The following is a 20,650-nucleotide window of genomic DNA, read 5'->3' as shown; positions in this document are numbered from 1 at the left end:
TGATGCCTTGTCGGATGAGACACGGTTGTAGCCTGATAAGACGTGTCAGGCATCGATCTCTTATTTTTGGCTGAACTTCCGCCGACCATAAACCAGCCAGGTCAGTAGCACACAAACGATGTAGAAGATTAAAAACACTTTCATCGCGCCCACCGGAGAGCCGGTCATATTGAGCGACATGCCAAACGCCTGCGGAATAAAAAAGCCGCCCACTGCGCCAATGGCTGAGATAAAGCCCAGAGCGGCTGCCGTTTCGGTGACGGCTTCTCTTTGAGCTTGCTCATCACTACCGCCTTTCATCTTCACCCGATAAATTGTTATCTGGCGAAAGATGACGGCGATCATCTGGAAAGTAGAACCACTTCCCAGACCCGCGGTCAGAAACAGCCCCATAAATACGGCGTAAAATGCGATGAAATTACCGGAGCCTGTGCCCGGTAAGGTAAGGAACAGCAGGGCGCTGAAAATCGCCATAAAAATGAAGTTGATCAACGTCACCCGCACGCCGCCGAATTTATCGGAAATAGCACCACCAACCGATCGCGCGATGGCACCGATAAATGGGCCAAAGAACGCCAGGCGCAGAATATTCACATCCGGGAACTGGGTTTTTGCCAGCATGGCAAAACCCGCAGAAAAACCGATAAACGAACCGAAGGTGGCAAGATAAAGCAGGCTCAGCAGCCAGAGATGCAGGCGTTGTAAGACAGGGAGCTGGTCGGCAATTGAGGCGCGTGAACTGGCGATATCATTCATCCCTGACCAGGCGGCGATCGTGGCAATCGCCAGTAATGGCACCCAAATCCATGCGGCATTCGCCAGCGACATCACCGAACCGTCGGCCTGCGGTACGCCATTGACGCCGAGAAAGGCAAATACGGGTACAAAAATGACCAGCGGTGCAACCAGCTGCATCACACTTACACCTAAGTTTCCTAATCCGCCATTAATCCCAAGAGCGCTCCCTTGTTTGGCTTTTGGAAAGAAGAAACTGATATTGCCCATGCTCGAAGCAAAGTTCGCACCTGCAAAACCGCATAGCAAAGCGATAACGATAAATATCCCAAAAGGGGTATTCGGATTTTGCACGGCAATTCCGAGCCAGACGCAAGGAATAATCAGGATTGCAGTACTAAAAACCGTCCATCGGCGTCCACCGAATATAGGCACCATAAAGGAGTAGGGGACACGCAATAATGCGCCAGAAACGGAGGGTAATGCGGTTAATAAAAAGAGTTGATCGGTAGTGAAATTAAAACCGATTTTATTGAGATTAACAGTAACTGCGCTAAATAGCATCCAGACACAGAAGGCAAGAAGTAGGCAACTGACTGATATCCAGAGGTTTCTTCGTGCAATATGCTTTCCTTTATTTTCCCAGAAGGCCGGATTTTCTGGTTTCCAGTCGCGTAAAAGATAACGACTATTTTTCTCATTTTGCAGTGCCATATTGTTCCTCACATGCACACATTGGTAATGAAAAAAAGACAAAACAGGAGGTAAGGCGCAATAGCCAGTTATTAGAATTAAGGATGAATCAGGTGAAGTGCTGATTAGAAGAATAGATAAGAAAGCGTAACTGCGGGGGCAGAATGTGGATTAAACAGACAGATATGTGTTACTAAATGTAACTAAAATGGCTTTCTGGTATTTGAAATTTATTTTTTAATATTGTCAGAATTTATCTGATTAACTGCCGGGCCGTAGACCCGACAATTATTTTAGCCACGACGTGTCGCCAGCCAGCAGAGCAGGGAACCGCCGCAGACCATTAGCGCGCCTTGCCAGAACGAGAACGACAGCGGGGCGCTGAGCAGCACGGCTGCAAGCGCTGAGGAAAGGACGGGCGTAAAATACGAACCTACCGCCATTATGGTGACGTTGCCATGTAATATACCGACATTCCATGCAGCATAAGCAAATCCTAAGGTAAATGCCGCAGAGATGAGTTTAATCATGACGGGCGTGCTAAATACCATTTCTGGTTGTGGCGTAAGAAAATAGTAAACCCACAGACTTGCTCCCGTTAGCAGGACAAAAACGGTAATTCCGTTAAATCCGCGTGCGTATTTATTCGTTACTGTGCAGTAGGCTGCCCAGATAAACGCCCCAATGAACGCCAGGAAATAACTCAATGGGCTGGTGGTGATATTATTAATAATTTGATCATAATGTAACCCATTGTCACCGCCTAACACCCAGCAGACGCCGACCAGGGCTAATAATAATCCTGGTACAATCAGCCAGTTGGTTTTCTGACCATTAAACAGAATGGCAAAGAGAATTGTCAGGCTGGGCCACAGATAGTTCACCATACCCACTTCAATCGCCTGATGACGGGTCGCCGCATACCCTAAGGAAAGCGCCAGACAGATTTCATAGCTGACGAATAACAGACTCCCGGCGAGTAAATAGCCTTTCGGGATCTGTCGAATACGCGGAAATCCAACCGTGAAGATTAACAGCAGCCCGCTTAATGAATAGATAGCAGCTGCGCCGCCGACCGGGCCGAGTCCCTCACTGACACCGCGAATCAATCCTACCATCGTGCTCCACAGGACGATCGCTATTAGCCCTATGAGCGTTGCTTTTTGTCGTGTCATGCTCGCTGTTTTGTCTCTCTTGCCGTTAAAAATTAAGCTGAATTTTATAGCATTTTTTTAACTGCCCTGTCAGGCAGTGGGGCGTTTTTCTACCGCTATTGAGGTAGGTCAATTTGCGCAGGCGGATTATTTTGTGGCAAACACGTGTTCTTTTTGATTTCGCGCAAAAAGATTCAGAATTTTACTGTTAGTTTCCTCGCGCAGTAATACCCCTGAAAAAAGAGGAAAGCAATGGACGTCAGTCGCAGACAATTTTTTAAAATCTGCGCGGGCGGTATGGCGGGAACAACAGTAGCAGCATTGGGCTTTGCCCCGAAGCAAGCACTGGCTCAGGCGCGAAACTACAAATTATTACGCGCGAAAGAGATCCGTAACACCTGCACATACTGTTCCGTAGGTTGCGGGCTATTGATGTATAGCCTGGGTGATGGCGCGAAAAACGCCAGAGAAGCGATTTATCACATTGAAGGTGACCCGGATCATCCGGTAAGCCGTGGTGCGCTGTGCCCGAAAGGGGCCGGTTTGCTGGATTACGTCAACAGCGAAAACCGTCTGCGCTACCCGGAATATCGTGCGCCAGGTTCTGACAAATGGCAGCGCATTAGCTGGGAAGAAGCATTCTCCCGTATTGCGAAGCTGATGAAAGCCGACCGTGACGCTAACTTTATTGAAAAGAACGAGCAGGGCGTAACGGTAAACCGTTGGCTTTCTACCGGTATGCTGTGTGCTTCCGGTGCCAGCAACGAAACCGGGATGCTGACTCAAAAATTTGCCCGCTCCCTCGGGATGCTGGCGGTAGACAACCAGGCGCGCGTCTGACACGGACCAACGGTAGCAAGTCTTGCTCCAACATTTGGTCGCGGTGCGATGACCAACCACTGGGTGGATATCAAAAACGCTAACGTCGTAATGGTGATGGGCGGTAACGCTGCTGAAGCGCATCCCGTCGGTTTCCGCTGGGCGATGGAAGCGAAAAACAACAACGATGCAACCTTGATCGTTGTCGATCCCCGTTTTACGCGTACCGCTTCTGTGGCGGATATTTACGCACCTATTCGTTCCGGTACGGACATTACGTTCCTGTCTGGCGTTTTGCGCTACCTGATCGAAAACAACAAAATCAACGCCGAATACGTTAAGCATTACACCAACGCCAGCCTGCTGGTGCGTGATGATTTTGCTTTCGAAGACGGTCTGTTCAGCGGCTACGACGCTGAAAAACGTCAATACGATAAGTCGTCCTGGAACTATCAGTTCGATGAAAACGGCTATGCGAAACGCGATGACACGCTGACTCATCCGCGCTGTGTATGGAACCTGCTGAAAGCGCACGTTTCCCGCTACACGCCGGACGTAGTAGAAAACATTTGCGGTACGCCAAAAGCCGACTTCCTGAAAGTGTGTGAAGTGCTGGCCTCCACCAGCGCACCGGATCGCACAACCACCTTCCTGTACGCGCTGGGCTGGACGCAGCACACCGTGGGTGCGCAGAACATCCGTACGATGGCGATGATCCAGTTACTGCTCGGTAACATGGGTATGGCCGGTGGCGGCGTGAACGCATTGCGTGGTCACTCCAACATTCAGGGCCTGACTGACTTAGGCCTGCTCTCTACCAGCCTGCCAGGTTACCTGACGCTGCCGTCAGAAAAACAGGTTGATTTGCAGTCGTATCTGGAAGCGAACACGCCGAAAGCGACGCTGGCTGATCAGGTGAACTACTGGAGCAACTATCCGAAGTTTTTCGTTAGCCTGATGAAATCTTTCTACGGCGATGCCGCGCAGAAAGAGAACAACTGGGGCTACGACTGGCTGCCGAAGTGGGACCAGACCTACGACGTCATCAAGTATTTCAACATGATGGATGAAGGTAAAGTCACCGGTTATTTCTGCCAGGGCTTTAACCCGGTTGCGTCCTTCCCGGACAAAAACAAAGTGGTGAGCTGCCTGAGCAAGCTGAAGTACATGGTGGTTATCGATCCGCTGGTGACTGAAACCTCTACCTTCTGGCAGAACCACGGCGAGTCGAACGATGTCGATCCGGCATCTATTCAGACTGAAGTATTCCGTCTGCCTTCGACCTGCTTTGCTGAAGAAGATGGTTCTATCGCTAACTCCGGTCGCTGGTTGCAGTGGCACTGGAAAGGTCAGGACGCGCCGGGCGAAGCGCGTAACGACGGCGAAATTCTGGCGGGTATCTACCATCATCTGCGCGAGCTGTACCAGGCCGAAGGTGGTAAAGGCGTAGAACCGCTGATGAAGATGAGCTGGAACTACAAGCAGCCGCACGAACCGCAATCTGACGAAGTAGCTAAAGAGAACAACGGCTATGCGCTGGAAGATCTCTATGATGCCAATGGCGTGCTGATTGCGAAGAAAGGTCAGTTGCTGAGTAGCTTTGCGCATCTGCGTGATGACGGTACAACCGCATCGTCTTGCTGGATCTACACCGGTAGCTGGACAGAGCAGGGCAACCAGATGGCTAACCGCGATAACTCCGACCCGTCCGGTCTGGGGAATACGCTGGGATGGGCCTGGGCGTGGCCGCTCAACCGTCGCGTACTCTACAACCGTGCTTCGGCGGATATCAACGGTAAACCGTGGGATCCGAAACGGATGCTGATCCAGTGGAACGGTAGCAAGTGGACGGGTAACGATATTCCGGACTTCGGCAATGCCGCACCGGGTACGCCAACCGGGCCGTTTATCATGCAGCCGGAAGGGATGGGACGCCTGTTTGCCATCAACAAAATGGCGGAAGGTCCGTTCCCGGAACACTACGAGCCAATTGAAACGCCGCTGGGCACTAACCCGTTGCATCCGAACGTGGTGTCTAACCCGGTTGTTCGTCTGTATGAACAAGACGCGCTGCGGATGGGTAAAAAAGAGCAGTTCCCGTATGTGGGTACGACCTATCGTCTGACGGAGCACTTCCACACCTGGACCAAGCACGCATTGCTCAACGCAATTGCTCAGCCGGAACAGTTTGTGGAAATCAGCGAAACGCTGGCGGCGGCGAAAGGCATTGCCAATGGCGATCGTGTCACTGTCTCCAGCAAGCGTGGCTTTATCCGCGCGGTGGCTGTGGTAACGCGCCGTCTGAAACCGCTGAATGTAAACGGTCAGCAGGTTGAAACGGTGGGTATTCCAATCCACTGGGGCTTTGAGGGTGTCGCGCGTAAAGGTTATATCGCTAACACTCTGACGCCGAATGTCGGTGATGCAAACTCGCAAACGCCGGAATATAAAGCGTTCTTAGTCAACATCGAGAAGGCGTAAGGGGGCGAACAGATGGCTATGGAAACGCAGGACATTATCAAAAGGTCCGCAACTAACTCCATCACGCCGCCTTCTCAGGTGCGTGATTACAAAGCAGAAGTCGCGAAACTTATCGACGTTTCCACCTGTATCGGCTGTAAAGCCTGTCAGGTGGCGTGTTCGGAGTGGAACGACATCCGTGATGAAGTGGGGCACTGCGTCGGGGTTTACGATAACCCCGCCGATCTGAGCGCCAAGTCCTGGACGGTGATGCGCTTTAGCGAAACCGAACAGAACGGCAAGCTGGAGTGGCTGATCCGTAAAGACGGCTGTATGCACTGTGAAGATCCGGGCTGCCTGAAGGCGTGCCCGTCTGCTGGTGCAATCATTCAGTACGCTAACGGGATTGTCGATTTCCAGTCGGAAAACTGCATCGGCTGTGGTTACTGCATTGCCGGGTGTCCGTTTAATATTCCGCGCCTCAACAAAGAGGATAACCGGGTATATAAATGCACGCTCTGCGTCGATCGCGTCAGCGTCGGCCAGGAACCGGCTTGTGTGAAAACCTGTCCGACCGGGGCTATCCACTTCGGCACCAAGAAGGAGATGCTGGAGCTGGCGGAACAGCGCGTAGCGAAACTGAAAGCGCGTGGTTACGAACATGCTGGCGTCTACAACCCGGAAGGGGTCGGTGGTACGCACGTTATGTACGTGCTGCATCATGCCGATCAGCCGGAGCTGTATCATGGTCTGCCGAAAGATCCGAAGATCGATACCTCGGTAAGCCTGTGGAAAGGCGCGTTGAAACCGCTGGCAGCGGCTGGCTTTATTGCCACTTTTGCCGGGTTGATTTTCCACTACATCGGTATTGGCCCGAATAAGGAAGTGGACGATGACGAGGAGGGAAATCATGAGTAAGTCGAAAATGATTGTGCGCACCAAATTTATTGATCGCGCCTGTCACTGGACCGTGGTGATTTGCTTCTTCCTGGTGGCGCTGTCCGGGATTTCGTTCTTCTTCCCGACGCTGCAATGGCTGACGCAAACCTTCGGTACGCCGCAGATGGGACGCATTTTGCACCCGTTCTTCGGCATTGCGATTTTCGTCGCGCTGATGTTTATGTTTGTGCGTTTTGTGCATCACAACATCCCGGATAAGAAAGATATTCCGTGGCTGTTGAACATTGTCGAAGTATTAAAAGGCAATGAGCACAAAGTGGCGGATGTCGGTAAGTACAACGCCGGGCAAAAGATGATGTTCTGGTCAATCATGAGCATGATTTTCGTGCTGCTGGTGACCGGAGTGATTATCTGGCGTCCGTACTTTGCACAGTACTTCCCGATACAGGTTGTCCGTTATAGCCTGCTGATCCATGCGGCTGCGGGTATCATCCTGATCCACGCCATCCTGATCCATATGTATATGGCATTCTGGGTGAAAGGATCGATTAAAGGGATGATCGAAGGGAAGGTGAGCCGTCGCTGGGCGAAGAAACACCATCCGCGCTGGTATCGAGAAATCGAGAAGGCAGAAGCGAAAAAAGAGAGTGAAGAAGGGTTATAATCTCTTTTGAGCTTTAAGCTGAAAATGGCGCTGTAAAAGGCGCCATTTTTTTATTGTAGACAACGTGCACTTTGTTCATGCCGGATGCGGCGTGAACGCCTTATCCGGCCTACAAACCGTTCAAATCCAATAGATTGCAGTGAACGTGTAGACCTGATAAGCGTAGCGCATCGGGCAATGTTGCGTTTGTCATCAGTTTCAAATGGCGCTTTATAAGGTGCCATTTTTTTATTGCGTAACCAGACGGCGCAGTCGCGACACATCCACCGTTTTTTCCGCCTCTGCCAGACTCCAGGCATTTTGCAGATTCAGCCACATTTGCGGCGAACTGCCGATCACCACGGAAAGTTTTATTGCCATTTCTGGCGTCAAAGCTGCTTTTCCGGTCAGCAATCGGCTTGCCGTTGAGGGCGCAATTTCCATTGCTCTGGCAAACTCGCGCAGGCTGACATTAAGTTCGTCCAGTGATTCCTGAATAATGTCCCCCGGGCGGGGATGATTGGCCATTTTCATCAGTGATAGTCCTCGTAATCCAGTATGTATGCATCGCCATTGACGAATTCAAATGTGATTCGCCAGTTGCCCGAGACAGATATCGCCCAAATTCCATCGCGATCGCCGCTTAACGGATGTAGTCGGTAACCGGGCATATCGATATCAGCAAGACAGCATGCTGCATCAATCACAGCGAGTCGGTGGCGTAATCGTTTGACTTGCGTCGGTATAACGCCGGAGGTTTTGCCGAGAAGAAACAAGTCACGCAATCCCTTGTGTCTGAAATTCATTATCATCTCTTCATCCTTGTTCCCTCGAAAGGAACACTATCACTATTGTTCCGTACAGCGCAACAAATTTCGCTACGTTTTCGCGAATTGTGAGGGGAAAGATGGGGGAGGAAAAGAAGAAGAGTGAAATTGCGGAAAGCGTCTCGCAAAACAGGCTGCGACCCGAACATGGCAGTCGCAGCAAAGACCTCTTAGCGACGGAAATCAATCACCATACGGCCACGGATTTTGCCTTCTTCCATCTCGGTAAATATGGTGTTGATGTCCGCTAACGGACGCAGGGCGACTTTCGGCACCACTTTGCCTTCGGCGGCAAACTGGAAGGCTTCGGTTAGATCCTGACGCGTGCCGACCAGCGAACCGACCACTTCAATACCATCCAGCACCAGCCGTGGGATGTCCAGGCTCATAGACTCCGGCGGCAGACCGACAGCCACGACACGACCACCTGCACGGACAGCATCCACCGCCGAGTTAAACGCAGCTTTAGCTACCGCTGTCACCACCGCTGCGTGAGCGCCACCGGCTTTCTCCTGCACAATTCTGGCGGCGTCTTCGGTGCGTGAGTTAATCGCTAAATCTGCACCCATTTCGGTTGCCAGTTTTAACTGTTCATCATTGACATCAATGGCGATCACTTTGGCGTTAAAGACATTCTTCGCGTATTGCAGGGCGAGGTTACCCAGACCGCCAAGACCGTAGATAGCAATCCACTGTCCTGGACGAATTTTTGACAGCTTAACGGCTTTGTAGGTAGTGACCCCCGCACAGGTAATGCTGCTGGCCGCCGCCGAGTCCAGACCATCTGGCACTTTTACCGCGTAATCGGCGACCACGATGCACTCTTCCGCCATCCCGCCATCAACGCTGTATCCGGCATTTTTAACTGAACGGCAGAGCGTTTCGTTACCACTGTTACAGTATTCGCAATGACCGCATCCTTCATAGAACCACGCCACGCTGGCACGATCGCCTGGTTTTAATGAAGTAACACCAGGGCCAACTTCTGCCACCACACCAATACCTTCGTGTCCCAGAATCACGCCGGTTTTGTCACCAAAATCGCCATTCTTAACATGAAGATCGGTATGACATACACCACAACACTCCATTTTCAGCAGGGCTTCGCCATGTTTCAGTGAGCGCAGTGTTTTATCCGTAACGTCAACATGATGATCCTTCGTAACAACTGCAGCCTTCATAGTTCCTCCTTTTCGGATGATGTTCTGCATAGCAGGTGAGGCAAATGAGATTTATTCGCCACTACCCAGTATGGATGAGATCTGAAAAAGGGAGAGGAAAATTGCCCGGTAGCCTTCACTACCGGGCGCAGGCTTAGATGGAGGTACGGCGGTAGTCGCGGTATTCGGCGTGCCAGAAATTATCATCAATGGCCTGTTGCAGAGCTTCGGCAGACGTTTTCACCGCCACGCCTTGCTGCTGCGCCATTTTGCCAACCGCAAAGGCAATTGCGCGGGAGACTTTCTGAATATCTTTCAGTTCCGGTAGTACCAGACCTTCGCCGTTCAGGACCAGCGGCGAATACTGAGCAAGCGTTTCACTTGCCGACATCAGCATCTCATCGGTGATACGTGACGCGCCGGAAGCAATAACACCCAGCCCGATGCCCGGGAAAATAAAGGCGTTGTTGCACTGGGCTATAGGGTAGATTTTATCTTTCCATACCACTGGATTAAACGGACTGCCAGTGGCGACCAGCGCGTTACCTTCAGTCCAGGCGATAATGTCCTGCGGTGTGGCTTCCACGCGTGACGTCGGGTTAGACAGCGGCATCACGATCGGACGCGGACAGTGTTTATGCATCTCACGGATGATCTCTTCCGTAAACAGCCCGGTCTGTCCTGAGACGCCAATCAGAATATCTGGTTTTACATTACGCACCACATCCAGCAGTGACAGCACATCGCTGTCGGTATCCCAGTCACTGAGATTTTCGCGCTTCTGCACCAGTTTGGTCTGGAAAGGCAGCAGGTTCGGCATCTTGTCGGTCAGCAGGCCAAAGCGATCGACCATAAAGACTTTCTGCCGCGCCGCTTCCTCGCTTAATCCTTCGCGCTGGGTCTGGGCGATGATCATTTCGGCAATGCCGCATCCCGCTGAACCTGCGCCAAGGAAGACGATTTTTTTCTCGCTTAACTGACCACCTGCCGCGCGGCTGGCTGCGATCAGTGTGCCGACTGTTACCGCCGCGGTGCCCTGAATGTCATCGTTAAAAGAACAAATTTCATTGCGATAGCGGTTAAGTAACGGCATCGCATTTTTTTGTGCGAAGTCTTCAAACTGCAACAGTACGTCCGGCCAGCGTTGTTTCACAGCCTGGATAAATTCATCAACGAATTCATAGTATTCGTCGTCAGTGATACGCGGATTACGCCAGCCCATATACAGCGGATCGTTAAGTAGCTGTTGGTTGTTAGTGCCGACATCCAGCACCACCGGAAGGGTATAGGCCGGACTGATGCCGCCACAGGCGGTATAGAGCGACAGTTTACCGATCGGAATGCCCATCCCGCCGATGCCCTGGTCACCAAGCCCCAGAATACGTTCGCCGTCAGTCACCACAATCACTTTGATATTATGGTTTGGTACGTTTTGCAGAATATCGTCCATATTGTGGCGGTTCTGGTAAGAGATAAACACACCGCGTGAACGGCGGTAGATCTCAGAAAAACGCTCACAGGCTGCGCCGACGGTTGGGGTGTAAATGACTGGCATCATTTCATCAAGATGATTGTTTACCAGACGGTAGAAGAGGGTTTCGTTAGTGTCCTGAATGTTACGCAGGTAGATGTGTTTGTCGATTTCGGTTTTGAATCCCTGATACTGGATCCATGCTCGTTCCGCTTGTTCTTCGATGGTTTCGACCACTTCCGGCAGTAACCCCAGCAGGTTGAAGTTACGGCGTTCTTCCATGCTGAAGGCGCTGCCTTTATTCAACAACGGAAATTCCAGCAATACAGGGCCAGCGTAAGGGATATAAAGCGAACGCTGTTTTTTTGTTTTTGGTTCCATGTCACTCACTCTTTTTTGAATATCCATCCCTGGGGGCTTTTATCGTCTTTGCATTACCGCCAGGGCGTCGGCACCAAGTATAAAGCAGATAAAAACAAAAACACCATTGCGCAGGCAATGGTGTTTAATCGTCATTGAGGACTGATGGTTATGAATTACTTTTCAGCGGGGCGTTTTCTGCCGGTGGGATTATTTACCACGCTGGATTTGTCACCTTCGGTAACTATTTTGCGCTGGTTAGAAATTTTATGGTCCAGTCCAAGAATATGACGTGCCTGACGGTTCGATTTCATTTTAACTCCTCAATCCTGTTGCTAGTTTTAAGGACAACATCGCCGTAGCGAAGAAACACGTGCTAAACCCCTAAATTAGGTTGCCGATCAAGCATAGCACCTTAAAGCGTAGGGTGCTGACCACTGACCACATAATTGATCGTTTGCTGGTAGATATCACTGAGGATGTCGTTATCAGAAGCTTCCACCCATTTGGTCAGCTCCATGAGAATGTCATCTTCAGTGACAACACCGTGCTCTGCCCGAAGGCCTTGCTCAATGGCATTAACCAGAGCGGGTTCTGCTGTTGAATTTTCTGCCTGATAATAAGTAAACATAGTGATTCTCCGTGTCTGTGTATTTATGGTGTCTGCTACGGATCGCAGATTTATAAAGCACATTCAGCATGGCAAATATTTGCCGCTTCGTTGTTAAGATTAGTCCTGGTTGATGATTTTTATATTTTAACTCCATGATATTGATAGGTATTATTATTGTGATGAGTTGATTGATATTGATGCAATATCTCTTGAGTTATATATTTCCGGTTATCTATTGTGGAAATTTAATTTAAGTGCAGGAATTATATTTTCGCCGGATTTTATTCGGATTATCCTGCTTATCCTCGTGCTGTTTCTCACGTAGTCTATAATTTCCTTTTTAAGCCCACAGGAGAGCAACAATGACAATCCATAAGAAAGGTCAGGCACACTGGGAAGGCGATATCAAACGCGGGAAGGGAACAGTATCTACTGAGAGCGGCGTGCTGAACCAACAGCCGTATGGATTTAACACGCGTTTTGAAGGCGAAAAAGGAACCAACCCTGAAGAACTGATTGGCGCAGCGCATGCCGCATGTTTCTCAATGGCGCTTTCATTAATGCTGGGGGAAGCGGGATTCACGCCAACATCGATTGATACCACCGCCGATGTCTCGCTGGATAGAGTGGATGCCGGTTTTGCGATTACTAAAATCGCACTGAAGAGCGAAGTTGCGGTGCCGGGTATTGATGCCTCCACCTTTGACGGCATTATCCAGAAAGCAAAAGCAGGATGCCCGGTTTCTCAGGTACTGAAAGCGGAAATTACGCTGGATTACCAGTTGAAATCGTAAAGCGTTGCCGGATGACGCGTCAGGCGCGTGAATGCCTGATGCGTCAGCACAATCACATCAGGCTGAGAAGGGATTGTTGTGACATGGCTATGCGTTGTCGTTGTCCAACTAAACGTAGCGGAAATCACAGTATTTAAGTGACAGTGTCACGTTAAATAAAAACCCGCGAGTGCGGGCGAGAGGAATTTATCAGATTTTCAGCGGTAACACGCTGCTCATCCAGCCTGGAATTTCTTCGGCGGGCAGGGGGCGGGAAAAGAAATATCCCTGAATAACGCGACAGTGGATCTTGCGTAGCATCTCAAATTGCTCTTTGGTTTCGATGCCTTCCGCCACGACGGTTAAATTGAGGCTTTGCCCAATGCTGGTAATGGCTTCGAGTAAGGCAAGGATGCGTTTTTCGGTCAGACAACGATCGACAAAACTTTTATCAATTTTGATTTCCGTTACCGGAAGACTGACTAAGCGGGATAATCCGGAAAAGCCTGTACCAAAATCATCTACCGATAAACCGATGCCCATATCGCGCAGGATCTGAATGCGCTTAAAGATTTCGGTATCGTGTTCCATCATCATGCTTTCCGTGATTTCCACCGTCAGCTGGTGGCCGTCAATACCCCAGGCGTGCATTGCATCAGATACCTGATTAGGCAGCTGATTACTGCGAAAGTGCAGCGCAGACAAGTTAACGGATAACGCCGGGATATGAATATTCTGGCTACGCCATTCTGCTAACTGACGGCAAGCTTCCGCGATGACCCAGCGCCCAATATTTTCGATTTCACCAATCTCTTCTGCGAGAGGAATAAACCGTGAAGGGGGCACATGACCATGCAGAGGATCGTACCAGCGAGCAAGGGCTTCGATGCCGTACAGTTCACCCGTTTCTGCGAAGATTTGCGGCTGATAAACCAGTTTAAGTTGGTTATTGCTAATCGCTTCTTTTAGCGCTGCGCCTAAAACCAAACGCTCTTTTACCATTTCGTTCATCGCCGGGCTGAAGAACTGCCAGCCGTTACCGCCATTTTTGCGAATAAAATCCATTGCATTGTGAGCAGTGGAGAGCAGGTAATCGCGGTTTTTACCCTCGTCGTAGCTGATGCCAATGCTCAAGGTGAGCGGGAATGGTTTATCGTCAATCATTATCGGCTTGCTGACCACATTCCGTAGCTCATCGGCGATCTGGGTAATGTTACTGACATCGTTTTCCAGGCTCACGAGGACAAAAGACGCACCTTCAATACGACAGAGATACTGATCCGGTTTGAGTTTTTCACGAAAGCGATTGACCACTTCCAGCAATGCCTGATCGGCCCACGCATAGCCAAGGCTATCAATCACATCCTGAATATGGTCAACACCGATGAGATACACCACCGGAGAGACGGCTTTGTCGACCAGGTCATCGAGGTAATTGTGCAGGTTATTGCGATTTGGCAGACCGGTCATCGGATCAAATTGGATGAGTTGTTCAATATGCTGACGGCTTTTTTCCTGTTCCAGCGCCAGCGCGGCCATATGCTGGCTGATATCTGCCACGCGTTCGATAAAGGCGCTGGTTTCTGCTCCTGACGAGGTTTTAATTTGCAGGATCCCCGCAGGCGCGCCATCGCGCTGACGAATGGTCGCTGACCAGCTTTGCGCATTTTGAACTTCTGCACCGTGCGAAGATGACGCCCAGTGTATCGGCATCCCGTTGCGCAGCGCGAACAGCGAAACATGCGATTCGTTGAGAACAGATTCGATGTTACGACAAATGATTTCCCCCATTTCATGAAATGGTGGGCTGCTGCACATGGCGGCGAGAATATTGCCTTCAAGCTGGCGGATTTGCCTTTCTTCGGTGATATCCGAGAATGTCATTACCAGGTTCTGCAGATGCGCGAGCACGTCATAAACCGGGCTGATAGAGGCTTTAATCCAGATTTTTTCACCGGTGCGCGTCAACAGCAGAAATTCGTCCTGATCGCGGGCGGTTTTCCATAGCAACTGCTGTAAACGAATACGGTTATCAGCAGGGAATTCTGGAATGTTCAGGAGTGTATCGGGCTGCATACCGCTGGCTTCGTTAATGCAGTAACCAAACATTTCGGTAAATGCGCGATTGCACTGCACAATATGGCGTTCCGGATCGAGGACAATCACCGGTCGGTCGAGATGGTCAACGGCAATAATCAATTGTCGGGTCTGTTCTTTTTGCGCCATTTCTACGCTGGCATCCCGTACCAGCGCCAGGTAATAAACTTTCCCCTCGGCGCTCACTTTCGATAGCGCAAAACGGGTCCAGACTTTACTGCCGTCTTTTTTCTCCAGCTGCAGCTCTCGACTCATCCCCTCGACGCGCGCTTTACCACCTTCACGGTTGTGACGAATGTATTCAGGATGCGCAGGACGCAAATCCCGCGGAATCAGCATATCAATGTTATTGCCAATGACTTCTTCACGTTTGTACCCCCAGAGCTTCTCTGCGGCGGGGTTGAAAAACATCACTTCATCATTTTCGTTAATTAACACCGCGCCCATCATATTTTGCTCAAGGGCGGGGAAAAAAATGCCATCGGCGGCAGTATCCGCATCGGTTAGCTTCATGATTACCTCTGCATCCTGGCGCATCTAAAGACTGGCTTTACAGAGTTCAACACGGTTTCTACCTCGTCTTTTGGCGATATACAGAGCTTCATCGGCTATTTGAATGAGGCGCTCATAGTCAGGATGACCATTAAACATGGCGGCACCGATGGAAAGTGAGAGGGCAATATCCTCGCCGTTTGCGGCTTTAAAATAATGTCGACCTTTATGGTTAAACCGCAGGCCAAAATCAACCAAACACAACGTGCGAGATCGACTAACTGCACCATATTTTCCTGAAATATGAAGATATACTGAAAAGAAATAAGCGACTTAGGACAGTTTCAATCTACGCTACTGTTCTTCAGAAGAGTATAGCCCATCGTAATTATTTTTCGGTGACAGCGAATATCGTATGTTTTTTCATATTCATACATTTTTATTAGGGGGATTATGGCTGTTTAACTAAGTGTGGTTAATTGCGTGGTTAATTTGACGTATTTATGCATGATTGCTAGTGGGATAGTTCAAGAGGGTAACAAGCCAGTGGGTAAAGCACCGGCTTGTTACAAAGTAAGAATGGGAGTTTAACTGCCCCAACGACTTTGCAGATAGCTGACCGCTTGTTGCGTCTGCGGTTTATTCAGATAGTCCTCACGGAACAAGATTGTGCCGCTAATTTCCGGCACAGCATCGTTAAGATCGAGCTGCTTTTTCAGTTCCGGTACGCCGCCATTAATCATCCAGTCTGGCTCTATCTTTGAAGGTTCACCCACTTTATAGAAGGCGATACCGATATACAGGCGGGTCCTGGTCGGTTTAACGACATCCGCCCACCATTTTGCCAACACGTCATAACGCGCGGCACTCCGTGAGAATGGCCAGTAAATTTGGGGAGCAATGTAATCCAGCAACCCTTGTTCCACCCATCGACGGGTATCAGCGTAGGATTCGTCATAGGCTGCCGCACCTCGGGTATCGGAACCGAGCGGATCGTGTGATCGGTTACGCCACACGCCTGCCGGGCTAACGCCAAATTCGACTTCCGGCTTAATGCTTTTAATGGTGTGCGATACCTTCGCAATTAACTGCTGAGTATTGTTGCGCCGCCAGTCTGCTTTTGACGCAAATGCGCCGCCGTATTTGCGGTACGTTTCGTTATCATTTAGCCGTGAACCTGGTGACTCAGTATAGAAATAGTCATCAAACTGCACGCCATCTACTGGATAGCGGGAAACCACTTCCGCGACTATTGATGTGATCCAGTCCTGAACCTCAGGGATGCCCGGGTCGAGGACAAAGCGATCGCCGGACGTTCTGATCCAGTCGCGGTGTTGCACATAGACGCTCGCCGGTTGTTGAGACAGAGTGCTATTCAGTTCCCTGATAGTACCGGGCTTCGTATTAACCGATACGCGATAGGGGTTAAACCAGGCGTGTACTTTCATCCCACGCTTGTGGGCTTCGTCGAGCATAAATTGCAGCGGATCGTAACCCGGATTTTCACCAATCTTACCGGTCATAAGATCGGACCACGGCAAAATTTTCGATGGCCACAGGGCAGTACCATCCGGCTTGACCTGGAAAAAGACCGTGTTTATGCCGAGACGTTGCAGATGATCCAGTTTGTCGATCATCGCCTGTTGTTGTACACGTGCCCGGCTGGTGGGGTTACTAATGTTAACCGAGGAAACCGGTGGCCAGTCGAGGCGAGACACCGTGGCCAGCCAGATGCCACGCATCGGTTGTGACGATTGTTGCGTCGTGGCTGGTGGCTTTGAGCCCGCTGGTGGTGTCACCATGGACTCTGGAGGCGTGCTTTTACAACTACACAGTAAAAGTGCCAGTGCAACCAGTATCGCTGGTCTTCTAATCGCTAATTTCTCGTTTCGGGAGCAGATATCCATATGTGCTGGTTTCCGGTAAACAGATGTGCGCTCATTCTCGTACTTATCCCGGTTAAGTCAATACGACAACAAGCACGAAAAAGGGAGCGATGAATTATCGCTCCCTTGTCTTATAACCATTCAGACATGGTTAGTGTTTCTTGTCATTCATCACAATATAGTGTGGTGAACGTGCACGCGGGTGCAGGAAGAAGTGACCTTTTGGTGCGTTCTGACTGTTGATTGGCTCCAGAGTGACGCCGGTATTCGCTTTGCTTTTACGATCATGAACAGCATAGAGAATAAAGGGCAGGGCAAGTACCACCAGGAAACTAACGACCAGTAATTCAACATACATATCGGTAGAGTCACCCTGGATGTTATCCGGCGGCAGGAAGGAAACAATAAACGCCATAATTGAAGTCAGCAGACCGACAATAGCCACGACCAGTTTCACCCCTTTACCACCAGGGATATTAAATGTGCGTTTTAAGTCAGGATGTTTAAGAACCAACACAATGTAGCCAATAAACAGCATGAAATAAGCACACAGATAAATCACCACCGTCAGCGCCAGTGCGATCAGGAAGGACATGTTGTTACCGCCACCGGTATTGGTGAGGATGATCAACGCGATAGAAGTAATCACCAACTGCGAAATGACCAGCGTTACCGGTACGCCATTTTTGTTCATTTTAGCGAATGCCGCTGGCAGCAGGTTTTTCTGCGCTGTGACATACATCCCGCGAGAAGGACCAACAATCCAGGAAGCGATTTCCGCCAGAACACCCAGCAACAGCAGTGCGGAGATCACGCGAACCGTCCACTCAATTTCCGGTGCCACATGTGACATCAGAACGGTAAAGGTTTGCATTACCCCTGCGGAGAGGTTGATTTCATTACCCGGAATGACCATCGCAATAGACAAACCGCCAACAGAGCTTAAGCAGATTGCCGCCACCATCAGCAGTAACATAGCCAGTGGATAGTCGCGCCCGGGGTTGCTCATTTCATTGACGTGGGTTGCGGAAGCTTCAACGCCCATATAACTCAAAATGAAGGCAACAAATACAACCAGGGTGCCCACTTTAGAGAAGTCAGGGAAGAAGGTCTTCGCATCCATTTCGATAGCAACGGGGGCACCGGAGTGCAGATAAATAGCCGCTAATGCGATCAAAATAAATGCAGGTAACAGGATACCGGCGAAGAAGCCAACTTTAGCAATTCGCGCCGTGTATTTCGTGCCACCAAACTGCGTTAATGCCAGCGCCCAAAGAATGATGAGTGCTGCAATAGTTTTGGTAATGGGGTCTTCATTCAGCGCTGGCCATTTCAGGATGTAGGAGAGTGCCCCTAACACGAAATAGAGCATCGGAATAAAACCAATGGCGATTTGCAGATAGCCAAATGAGATCGCTGCAAATCCCCATCTCGGCCCCAGAGTATTTGATACCCAGGCGAAGACGCCACCTTCTTCCCAGCCGTCGACGGTAGCCATTTCCGCAGCACAAAGTCCCACGGGAATAAACCATAAAATCCCGCCTAATAGCAGGAAGAAGACTAATGAAAAGCCCGATGTTGCGAAGGTAGGGTATTCATAAACAGCCATTACCATCGATGCCGTTATGGCAAAAAATCCGAGTAATGTGAGCTGCTTAGCTTTACCTGTCTGTACTGATGTAGCCATATTATCCCCCTAAAACGGTATTCCTGTCGGAACCGCACCTGTTTTGTTCTGAAGCGTATTCAGAACAATATTTTCCGTTGCTAATGCCAGTGAACAGACTTTGGAAATTGTCCCGAAACGGCTTCGTTTCGGGACACCGTTACCGTTAAACGTTATCAGGTGTGTTTAAAGCTGTTCTGCTGGGCAATACCCTGCAGTTTCGGGTGGTCGCTGAGATATTTCAGGGAGGCTTTGTAGTCTTCCAGCAACAGTTCAGCAAAGTCCATTTCGAAGCCGCGACGACACATAATGCGCATCACCACGATGTCGGTGGCTTCACCGCCGAGAGTGAAGGCCGGAACCTGCCAGCCGCGCAGACGCAGACGTTCAGAGAGGTCATACAGGGTGTATCCCGGATCTTCACCATCTTTCAGTTTGAAGCAAACCGCCGGGATGCCTTCGTCCGGGCGACCCGTACAGATGAACTCATACGGCCCCAGTTTGGCGATTTCATCCGCCAGATAAGCAGCAACCTGGTAGGAAGCGTTCTGTACTTTGGTATAGCCTTCACGACCGAGGCGCAGGAATTCATAGTACTGTGCAATCACCTGACCCGCCGGGCGGGAGAAGTTGATGGCGAAAGTACCAATCTGACCGCCGAGGTAGTCAACGTTGAACACCAGTTCCTGCGGCAGCGCTTCTTCATCACGCCAGATAACCCAGCCGCAGCCCAGCGGAGCCAGACCGAATTTATGGCCTGAAGCACTGATCGATTTCACACGCGGCAGGCGGAAGTCCCAGACGATATCCGGGGCGACGAACGGTGCCAGGAAGCCACCGCTGGCGGCGTCGATGTGCATGTCGATGTCGATACCGGTGTCGGCCTGGAATTTATCCAGCGCATCGTGCAGCGGCTGCGGGAACTCATAGTTACCGGTGTAGGTCACGCCGAAAGTCGGCACCACGCCGATGGTGTTTTCGTCGCAGGCTTCAATCATGCGTTTCGGGTCCATAAACAACTGACCGGGGCGCATAGGGATCTCACGCAACTCCACATCCCAGTAGCGGGCGAATTTATGCCAGCAGATTTGTACCGGACCGCACACCAGGTTCGGTTTGTTAGTCGGCTTACCTGCAGCTTCCATACGCTTGCGCCAACGCCATTTCATCGCCATCCCGCCGAGCATACAGGCCTCGGAAGAACCAATGGTGTTGGTGCCAACGGCCTGACCATTTTTCGGTGCAGGCGCATGCCACAGATCGGCAACCATGTTTACGCAACGCAGATCGATTGCTGCAGATTGCGGATATTCTTCTTTGTCGATCCAGTTTTTGTTAATGGATAAATCCATCAACTTATGGACATTATCGTCGTCCCAGGTCTGGCAGAAAGTGGCCAGGTTCTGACGAGCGTTGCCATCAAGATATAATTCATCATTGATAATCTGGAATGCGACATCATCACGCATTTCGTGCAGCGGAAAACGTTTTGATTCTGCGATAGTGGAAATAGACTTCGCACCAAAACGTGAATCGAGTAGTTCCGACCTTAAATCCGTTACTTGCTTCTTATCCATTTTAAACTCCTTAAAATGATTGGATCGCATTAAAAAAGTAGGATTTATCGATAAAGTAAGCAAGTGCAAAGGACTCGGTTTTAAATAACAAAATCCTAATGTTATTTATCGCGAGATATTGCGTGAATAATGTATTTTTATTAAAAAACAACATAATAGAGAATTCTGTGTGGAGGTAAGGTGTTTTATGTTGTTATTTTATGTGTTTTCTATCGTCTCCTGAATTATCACGTAAAAATCAGACCTTATAATATCATTATTAGTACACGGTTATTTACTTTGAACACATTTATAAATTATTACATAAAAATAGCGAATATTGAT

At 50.0% G+C, this 20,650-nt stretch carries 16 protein-coding genes and 1 pseudogene; 4 read left to right on the top strand and 13 right to left on the bottom strand.

The annotated features are described in order from the left end of the window. Positions 1-60: 60 nt before the first annotated feature. On the bottom strand, positions 61-1,449 hold the full coding sequence (narU, locus tag EAS44_RS13215) for a nitrate/nitrite transporter NarU (RefSeq protein WP_001207907.1): 1,389 nt from the start codon (positions 1,447-1,449) through the stop codon (positions 61-63). A gap of 272 nt (positions 1,450-1,721) precedes the next feature. Beyond that, on the bottom strand, positions 1,722-2,603 hold the full coding sequence (gene yddG, locus EAS44_RS13210) for an aromatic amino acid efflux DMT transporter YddG (RefSeq protein WP_000198218.1): 882 nt from the start codon (positions 2,601-2,603) through the stop codon (positions 1,722-1,724). Positions 2,604-2,834: 231 nt separating this feature from the next. Here yddG and fdnG point away from each other — a divergent pair, with 231 nt between their 5' ends. The 3 genes from fdnG to fdnI are packed head-to-tail and all read left to right on the top strand — an operon-like array spanning position 2,835 to position 7,425. Further along, positions 2,835-5,882: a formate dehydrogenase-N subunit alpha gene (gene fdnG, locus EAS44_RS13205; protein WP_011478186.1), complete on the top strand. Its 3,048-nt coding sequence runs from the start codon at positions 2,835-2,837 to the stop codon at positions 5,880-5,882. A 12-nt stretch (positions 5,883-5,894) separates the two neighbouring features. Beyond that, positions 5,895-6,779, top strand: a complete 885-nt coding sequence (gene fdnH / locus EAS44_RS13200; protein ID WP_001240584.1) for a formate dehydrogenase N subunit beta — start codon at positions 5,895-5,897, stop codon at positions 6,777-6,779. Next, a complete protein-coding gene (gene fdnI, locus EAS44_RS13195) occupies positions 6,772-7,425 on the top strand; it encodes a formate dehydrogenase-N subunit gamma (protein ID WP_000045647.1) in 654 nt (217 codons plus the stop codon). Before fdnH ends, fdnI begins: the two co-directional genes overlap by 8 nt. A 228-nt stretch (positions 7,426-7,653) precedes the next feature. On the opposite strand, the gene yddM is transcribed toward fdnI, so the two are convergent. The 6 genes from yddM to bdm all read right to left on the bottom strand — a co-directional run bounded on the left by yddM (position 7,654) and on the right by bdm (position 11,853). Further along, positions 7,654-7,938, bottom strand: a complete 285-nt coding sequence (yddM, locus tag EAS44_RS13190; protein WP_000781370.1) for a HigA family addiction module antitoxin — start codon at positions 7,936-7,938, stop codon at positions 7,654-7,656. Then, positions 7,938-8,216, bottom strand: a complete 279-nt coding sequence (locus EAS44_RS13185) for a type II toxin-antitoxin system RelE/ParE family toxin (protein WP_000605675.1) — start codon at positions 8,214-8,216, stop codon at positions 7,938-7,940. The genes yddM and EAS44_RS13185 overlap by 1 nt, the downstream gene beginning before the upstream one ends. A gap of 185 nt (positions 8,217-8,401) precedes the next feature. Next, positions 8,402-9,412: an alcohol dehydrogenase AdhP gene (adhP, locus tag EAS44_RS13180; protein WP_000642412.1), complete on the bottom strand. Its 1,011-nt coding sequence runs from the start codon at positions 9,410-9,412 to the stop codon at positions 8,402-8,404. A gap of 133 nt (positions 9,413-9,545) precedes the next feature. Further along, positions 9,546-11,243: a malate dehydrogenase gene (maeA, locus tag EAS44_RS13175; protein ID WP_000433462.1), complete on the bottom strand. Its 1,698-nt coding sequence runs from the start codon at positions 11,241-11,243 to the stop codon at positions 9,546-9,548. 155 nt (positions 11,244-11,398) lie between these two features. Beyond that, positions 11,399-11,536, bottom strand: coding sequence for a stationary-phase-induced ribosome-associated protein (gene sra, locus EAS44_RS13170; protein WP_000841554.1), 138 nt, complete (start codon positions 11,534-11,536; stop codon positions 11,399-11,401). Between the two features lie 101 nt (positions 11,537-11,637). After that, positions 11,638-11,853, bottom strand: coding sequence for a biofilm-dependent modulation protein (gene bdm / locus EAS44_RS13165; protein ID WP_000495766.1), 216 nt, complete (start codon positions 11,851-11,853; stop codon positions 11,638-11,640). A 344-nt stretch (positions 11,854-12,197) separates the two neighbouring features. Here bdm and osmC point away from each other — a divergent pair, with 344 nt between their 5' ends. After that, complete coding sequence (osmC, locus tag EAS44_RS13160) at positions 12,198-12,629, top strand: peroxiredoxin OsmC (RefSeq protein WP_000152310.1); 432 nt, start codon at positions 12,198-12,200, stop codon at positions 12,627-12,629. 189 nt (positions 12,630-12,818) lie between these two features. On the opposite strand, the gene dosP is transcribed toward osmC, so the two are convergent. The 5 genes and pseudogenes from dosP to gadB all read right to left on the bottom strand — a co-directional run bounded on the left by dosP (position 12,819) and on the right by gadB (position 20,326). Then, the gene (gene dosP / locus EAS44_RS13155; protein WP_001362858.1) at positions 12,819-15,218 is read right to left on the bottom strand and encodes an oxygen-sensing cyclic-di-GMP phosphodiesterase DosP; all 2,400 of its coding nucleotides are present in this window, start codon (positions 15,216-15,218) and stop codon (positions 12,819-12,821) included. Between the two features lie 24 nt (positions 15,219-15,242). Then, a pseudogene (locus EAS44_RS13150) lies at positions 15,243-15,407 on the bottom strand (diguanylate cyclase domain-containing protein); the annotation flags it as partial. Between the two features lie 377 nt (positions 15,408-15,784). Further along, the gene (gene digH, locus EAS44_RS13145) at positions 15,785-17,104 is read right to left on the bottom strand and encodes a family 10 glycosylhydrolase (protein ID WP_000350355.1); all 1,320 of its coding nucleotides are present in this window, start codon (positions 17,102-17,104) and stop codon (positions 15,785-15,787) included. A gap of 130 nt (positions 17,105-17,234) precedes the next feature. Continuing rightward, entirely contained in the window at positions 17,235-18,770 is a 1,536-nt protein-coding gene (gene gadC, locus EAS44_RS13140) for an acid resistance gamma-aminobutyrate antiporter GadC (protein WP_000246011.1), read from the bottom strand. Between the two features lie 155 nt (positions 18,771-18,925). Beyond that, a complete protein-coding gene (gene gadB, locus EAS44_RS13135; RefSeq protein ID WP_000358860.1) occupies positions 18,926-20,326 on the bottom strand; it encodes a glutamate decarboxylase in 1,401 nt (466 codons plus the stop codon). Positions 20,327-20,650: the final 324 nt, after the last annotated feature.

This window comes from Escherichia coli DSM 30083 = JCM 1649 = ATCC 11775, from assembly GCF_003697165.2.
GTDB lineage: Bacteria > Pseudomonadota > Gammaproteobacteria > Enterobacterales > Enterobacteriaceae > Escherichia > Escherichia coli.
This window is presented reverse-complemented; position numbering and strand designations above follow the sequence as displayed.

Excerpts from the sequence above, each read along its gene's own strand:
- narU (WP_001207907.1), bottom strand. The coding sequence starts at position 1,449 with ATGGCACTGCAAAATGAGAAAAATAGTCGTTATCTTTTACGCGACTGG.
- yddG (WP_000198218.1), bottom strand. The coding sequence starts at position 2,603 with ATGACACGACAAAAAGCAACGCTCATAGGGCTAATAGCGATCGTCCTG.
- fdnH (WP_001240584.1), top strand. The coding sequence starts at position 5,895 with ATGGCTATGGAAACGCAGGACATTATCAAAAGGTCCGCAACTAACTCC.
- fdnI (WP_000045647.1), top strand. The coding sequence starts at position 6,772 with ATGAGTAAGTCGAAAATGATTGTGCGCACCAAATTTATTGATCGCGCC.
- yddM (WP_000781370.1), bottom strand. The coding sequence starts at position 7,938 with ATGAAAATGGCCAATCATCCCCGCCCGGGGGACATTATTCAGGAATCA.
- EAS44_RS13185 (WP_000605675.1), bottom strand. The coding sequence starts at position 8,216 with ATGATAATGAATTTCAGACACAAGGGATTGCGTGACTTGTTTCTTCTC.
- adhP (WP_000642412.1), bottom strand. The coding sequence starts at position 9,412 with ATGAAGGCTGCAGTTGTTACGAAGGATCATCATGTTGACGTTACGGAT.
- maeA (WP_000433462.1), bottom strand. The coding sequence starts at position 11,243 with ATGGAACCAAAAACAAAAAAACAGCGTTCGCTTTATATCCCTTACGCT.
- sra (WP_000841554.1), bottom strand. The coding sequence starts at position 11,536 with ATGAAATCGAACCGTCAGGCACGTCATATTCTTGGACTGGACCATAAA.
- bdm (WP_000495766.1), bottom strand. The coding sequence starts at position 11,853 with ATGTTTACTTATTATCAGGCAGAAAATTCAACAGCAGAACCCGCTCTG.
- osmC (WP_000152310.1), top strand. The coding sequence starts at position 12,198 with ATGACAATCCATAAGAAAGGTCAGGCACACTGGGAAGGCGATATCAAA.
- dosP (WP_001362858.1), bottom strand. The coding sequence starts at position 15,218 with ATGAAGCTAACCGATGCGGATACTGCCGCCGATGGCATTTTTTTCCCC.
- digH (WP_000350355.1), bottom strand. The coding sequence starts at position 17,104 with ATGGATATCTGCTCCCGAAACGAGAAATTAGCGATTAGAAGACCAGCG.
- gadC (WP_000246011.1), bottom strand. The coding sequence starts at position 18,770 with ATGGCTACATCAGTACAGACAGGTAAAGCTAAGCAGCTCACATTACTC.
- gadB (WP_000358860.1), bottom strand. The coding sequence starts at position 20,326 with ATGGATAAGAAGCAAGTAACGGATTTAAGGTCGGAACTACTCGATTCA.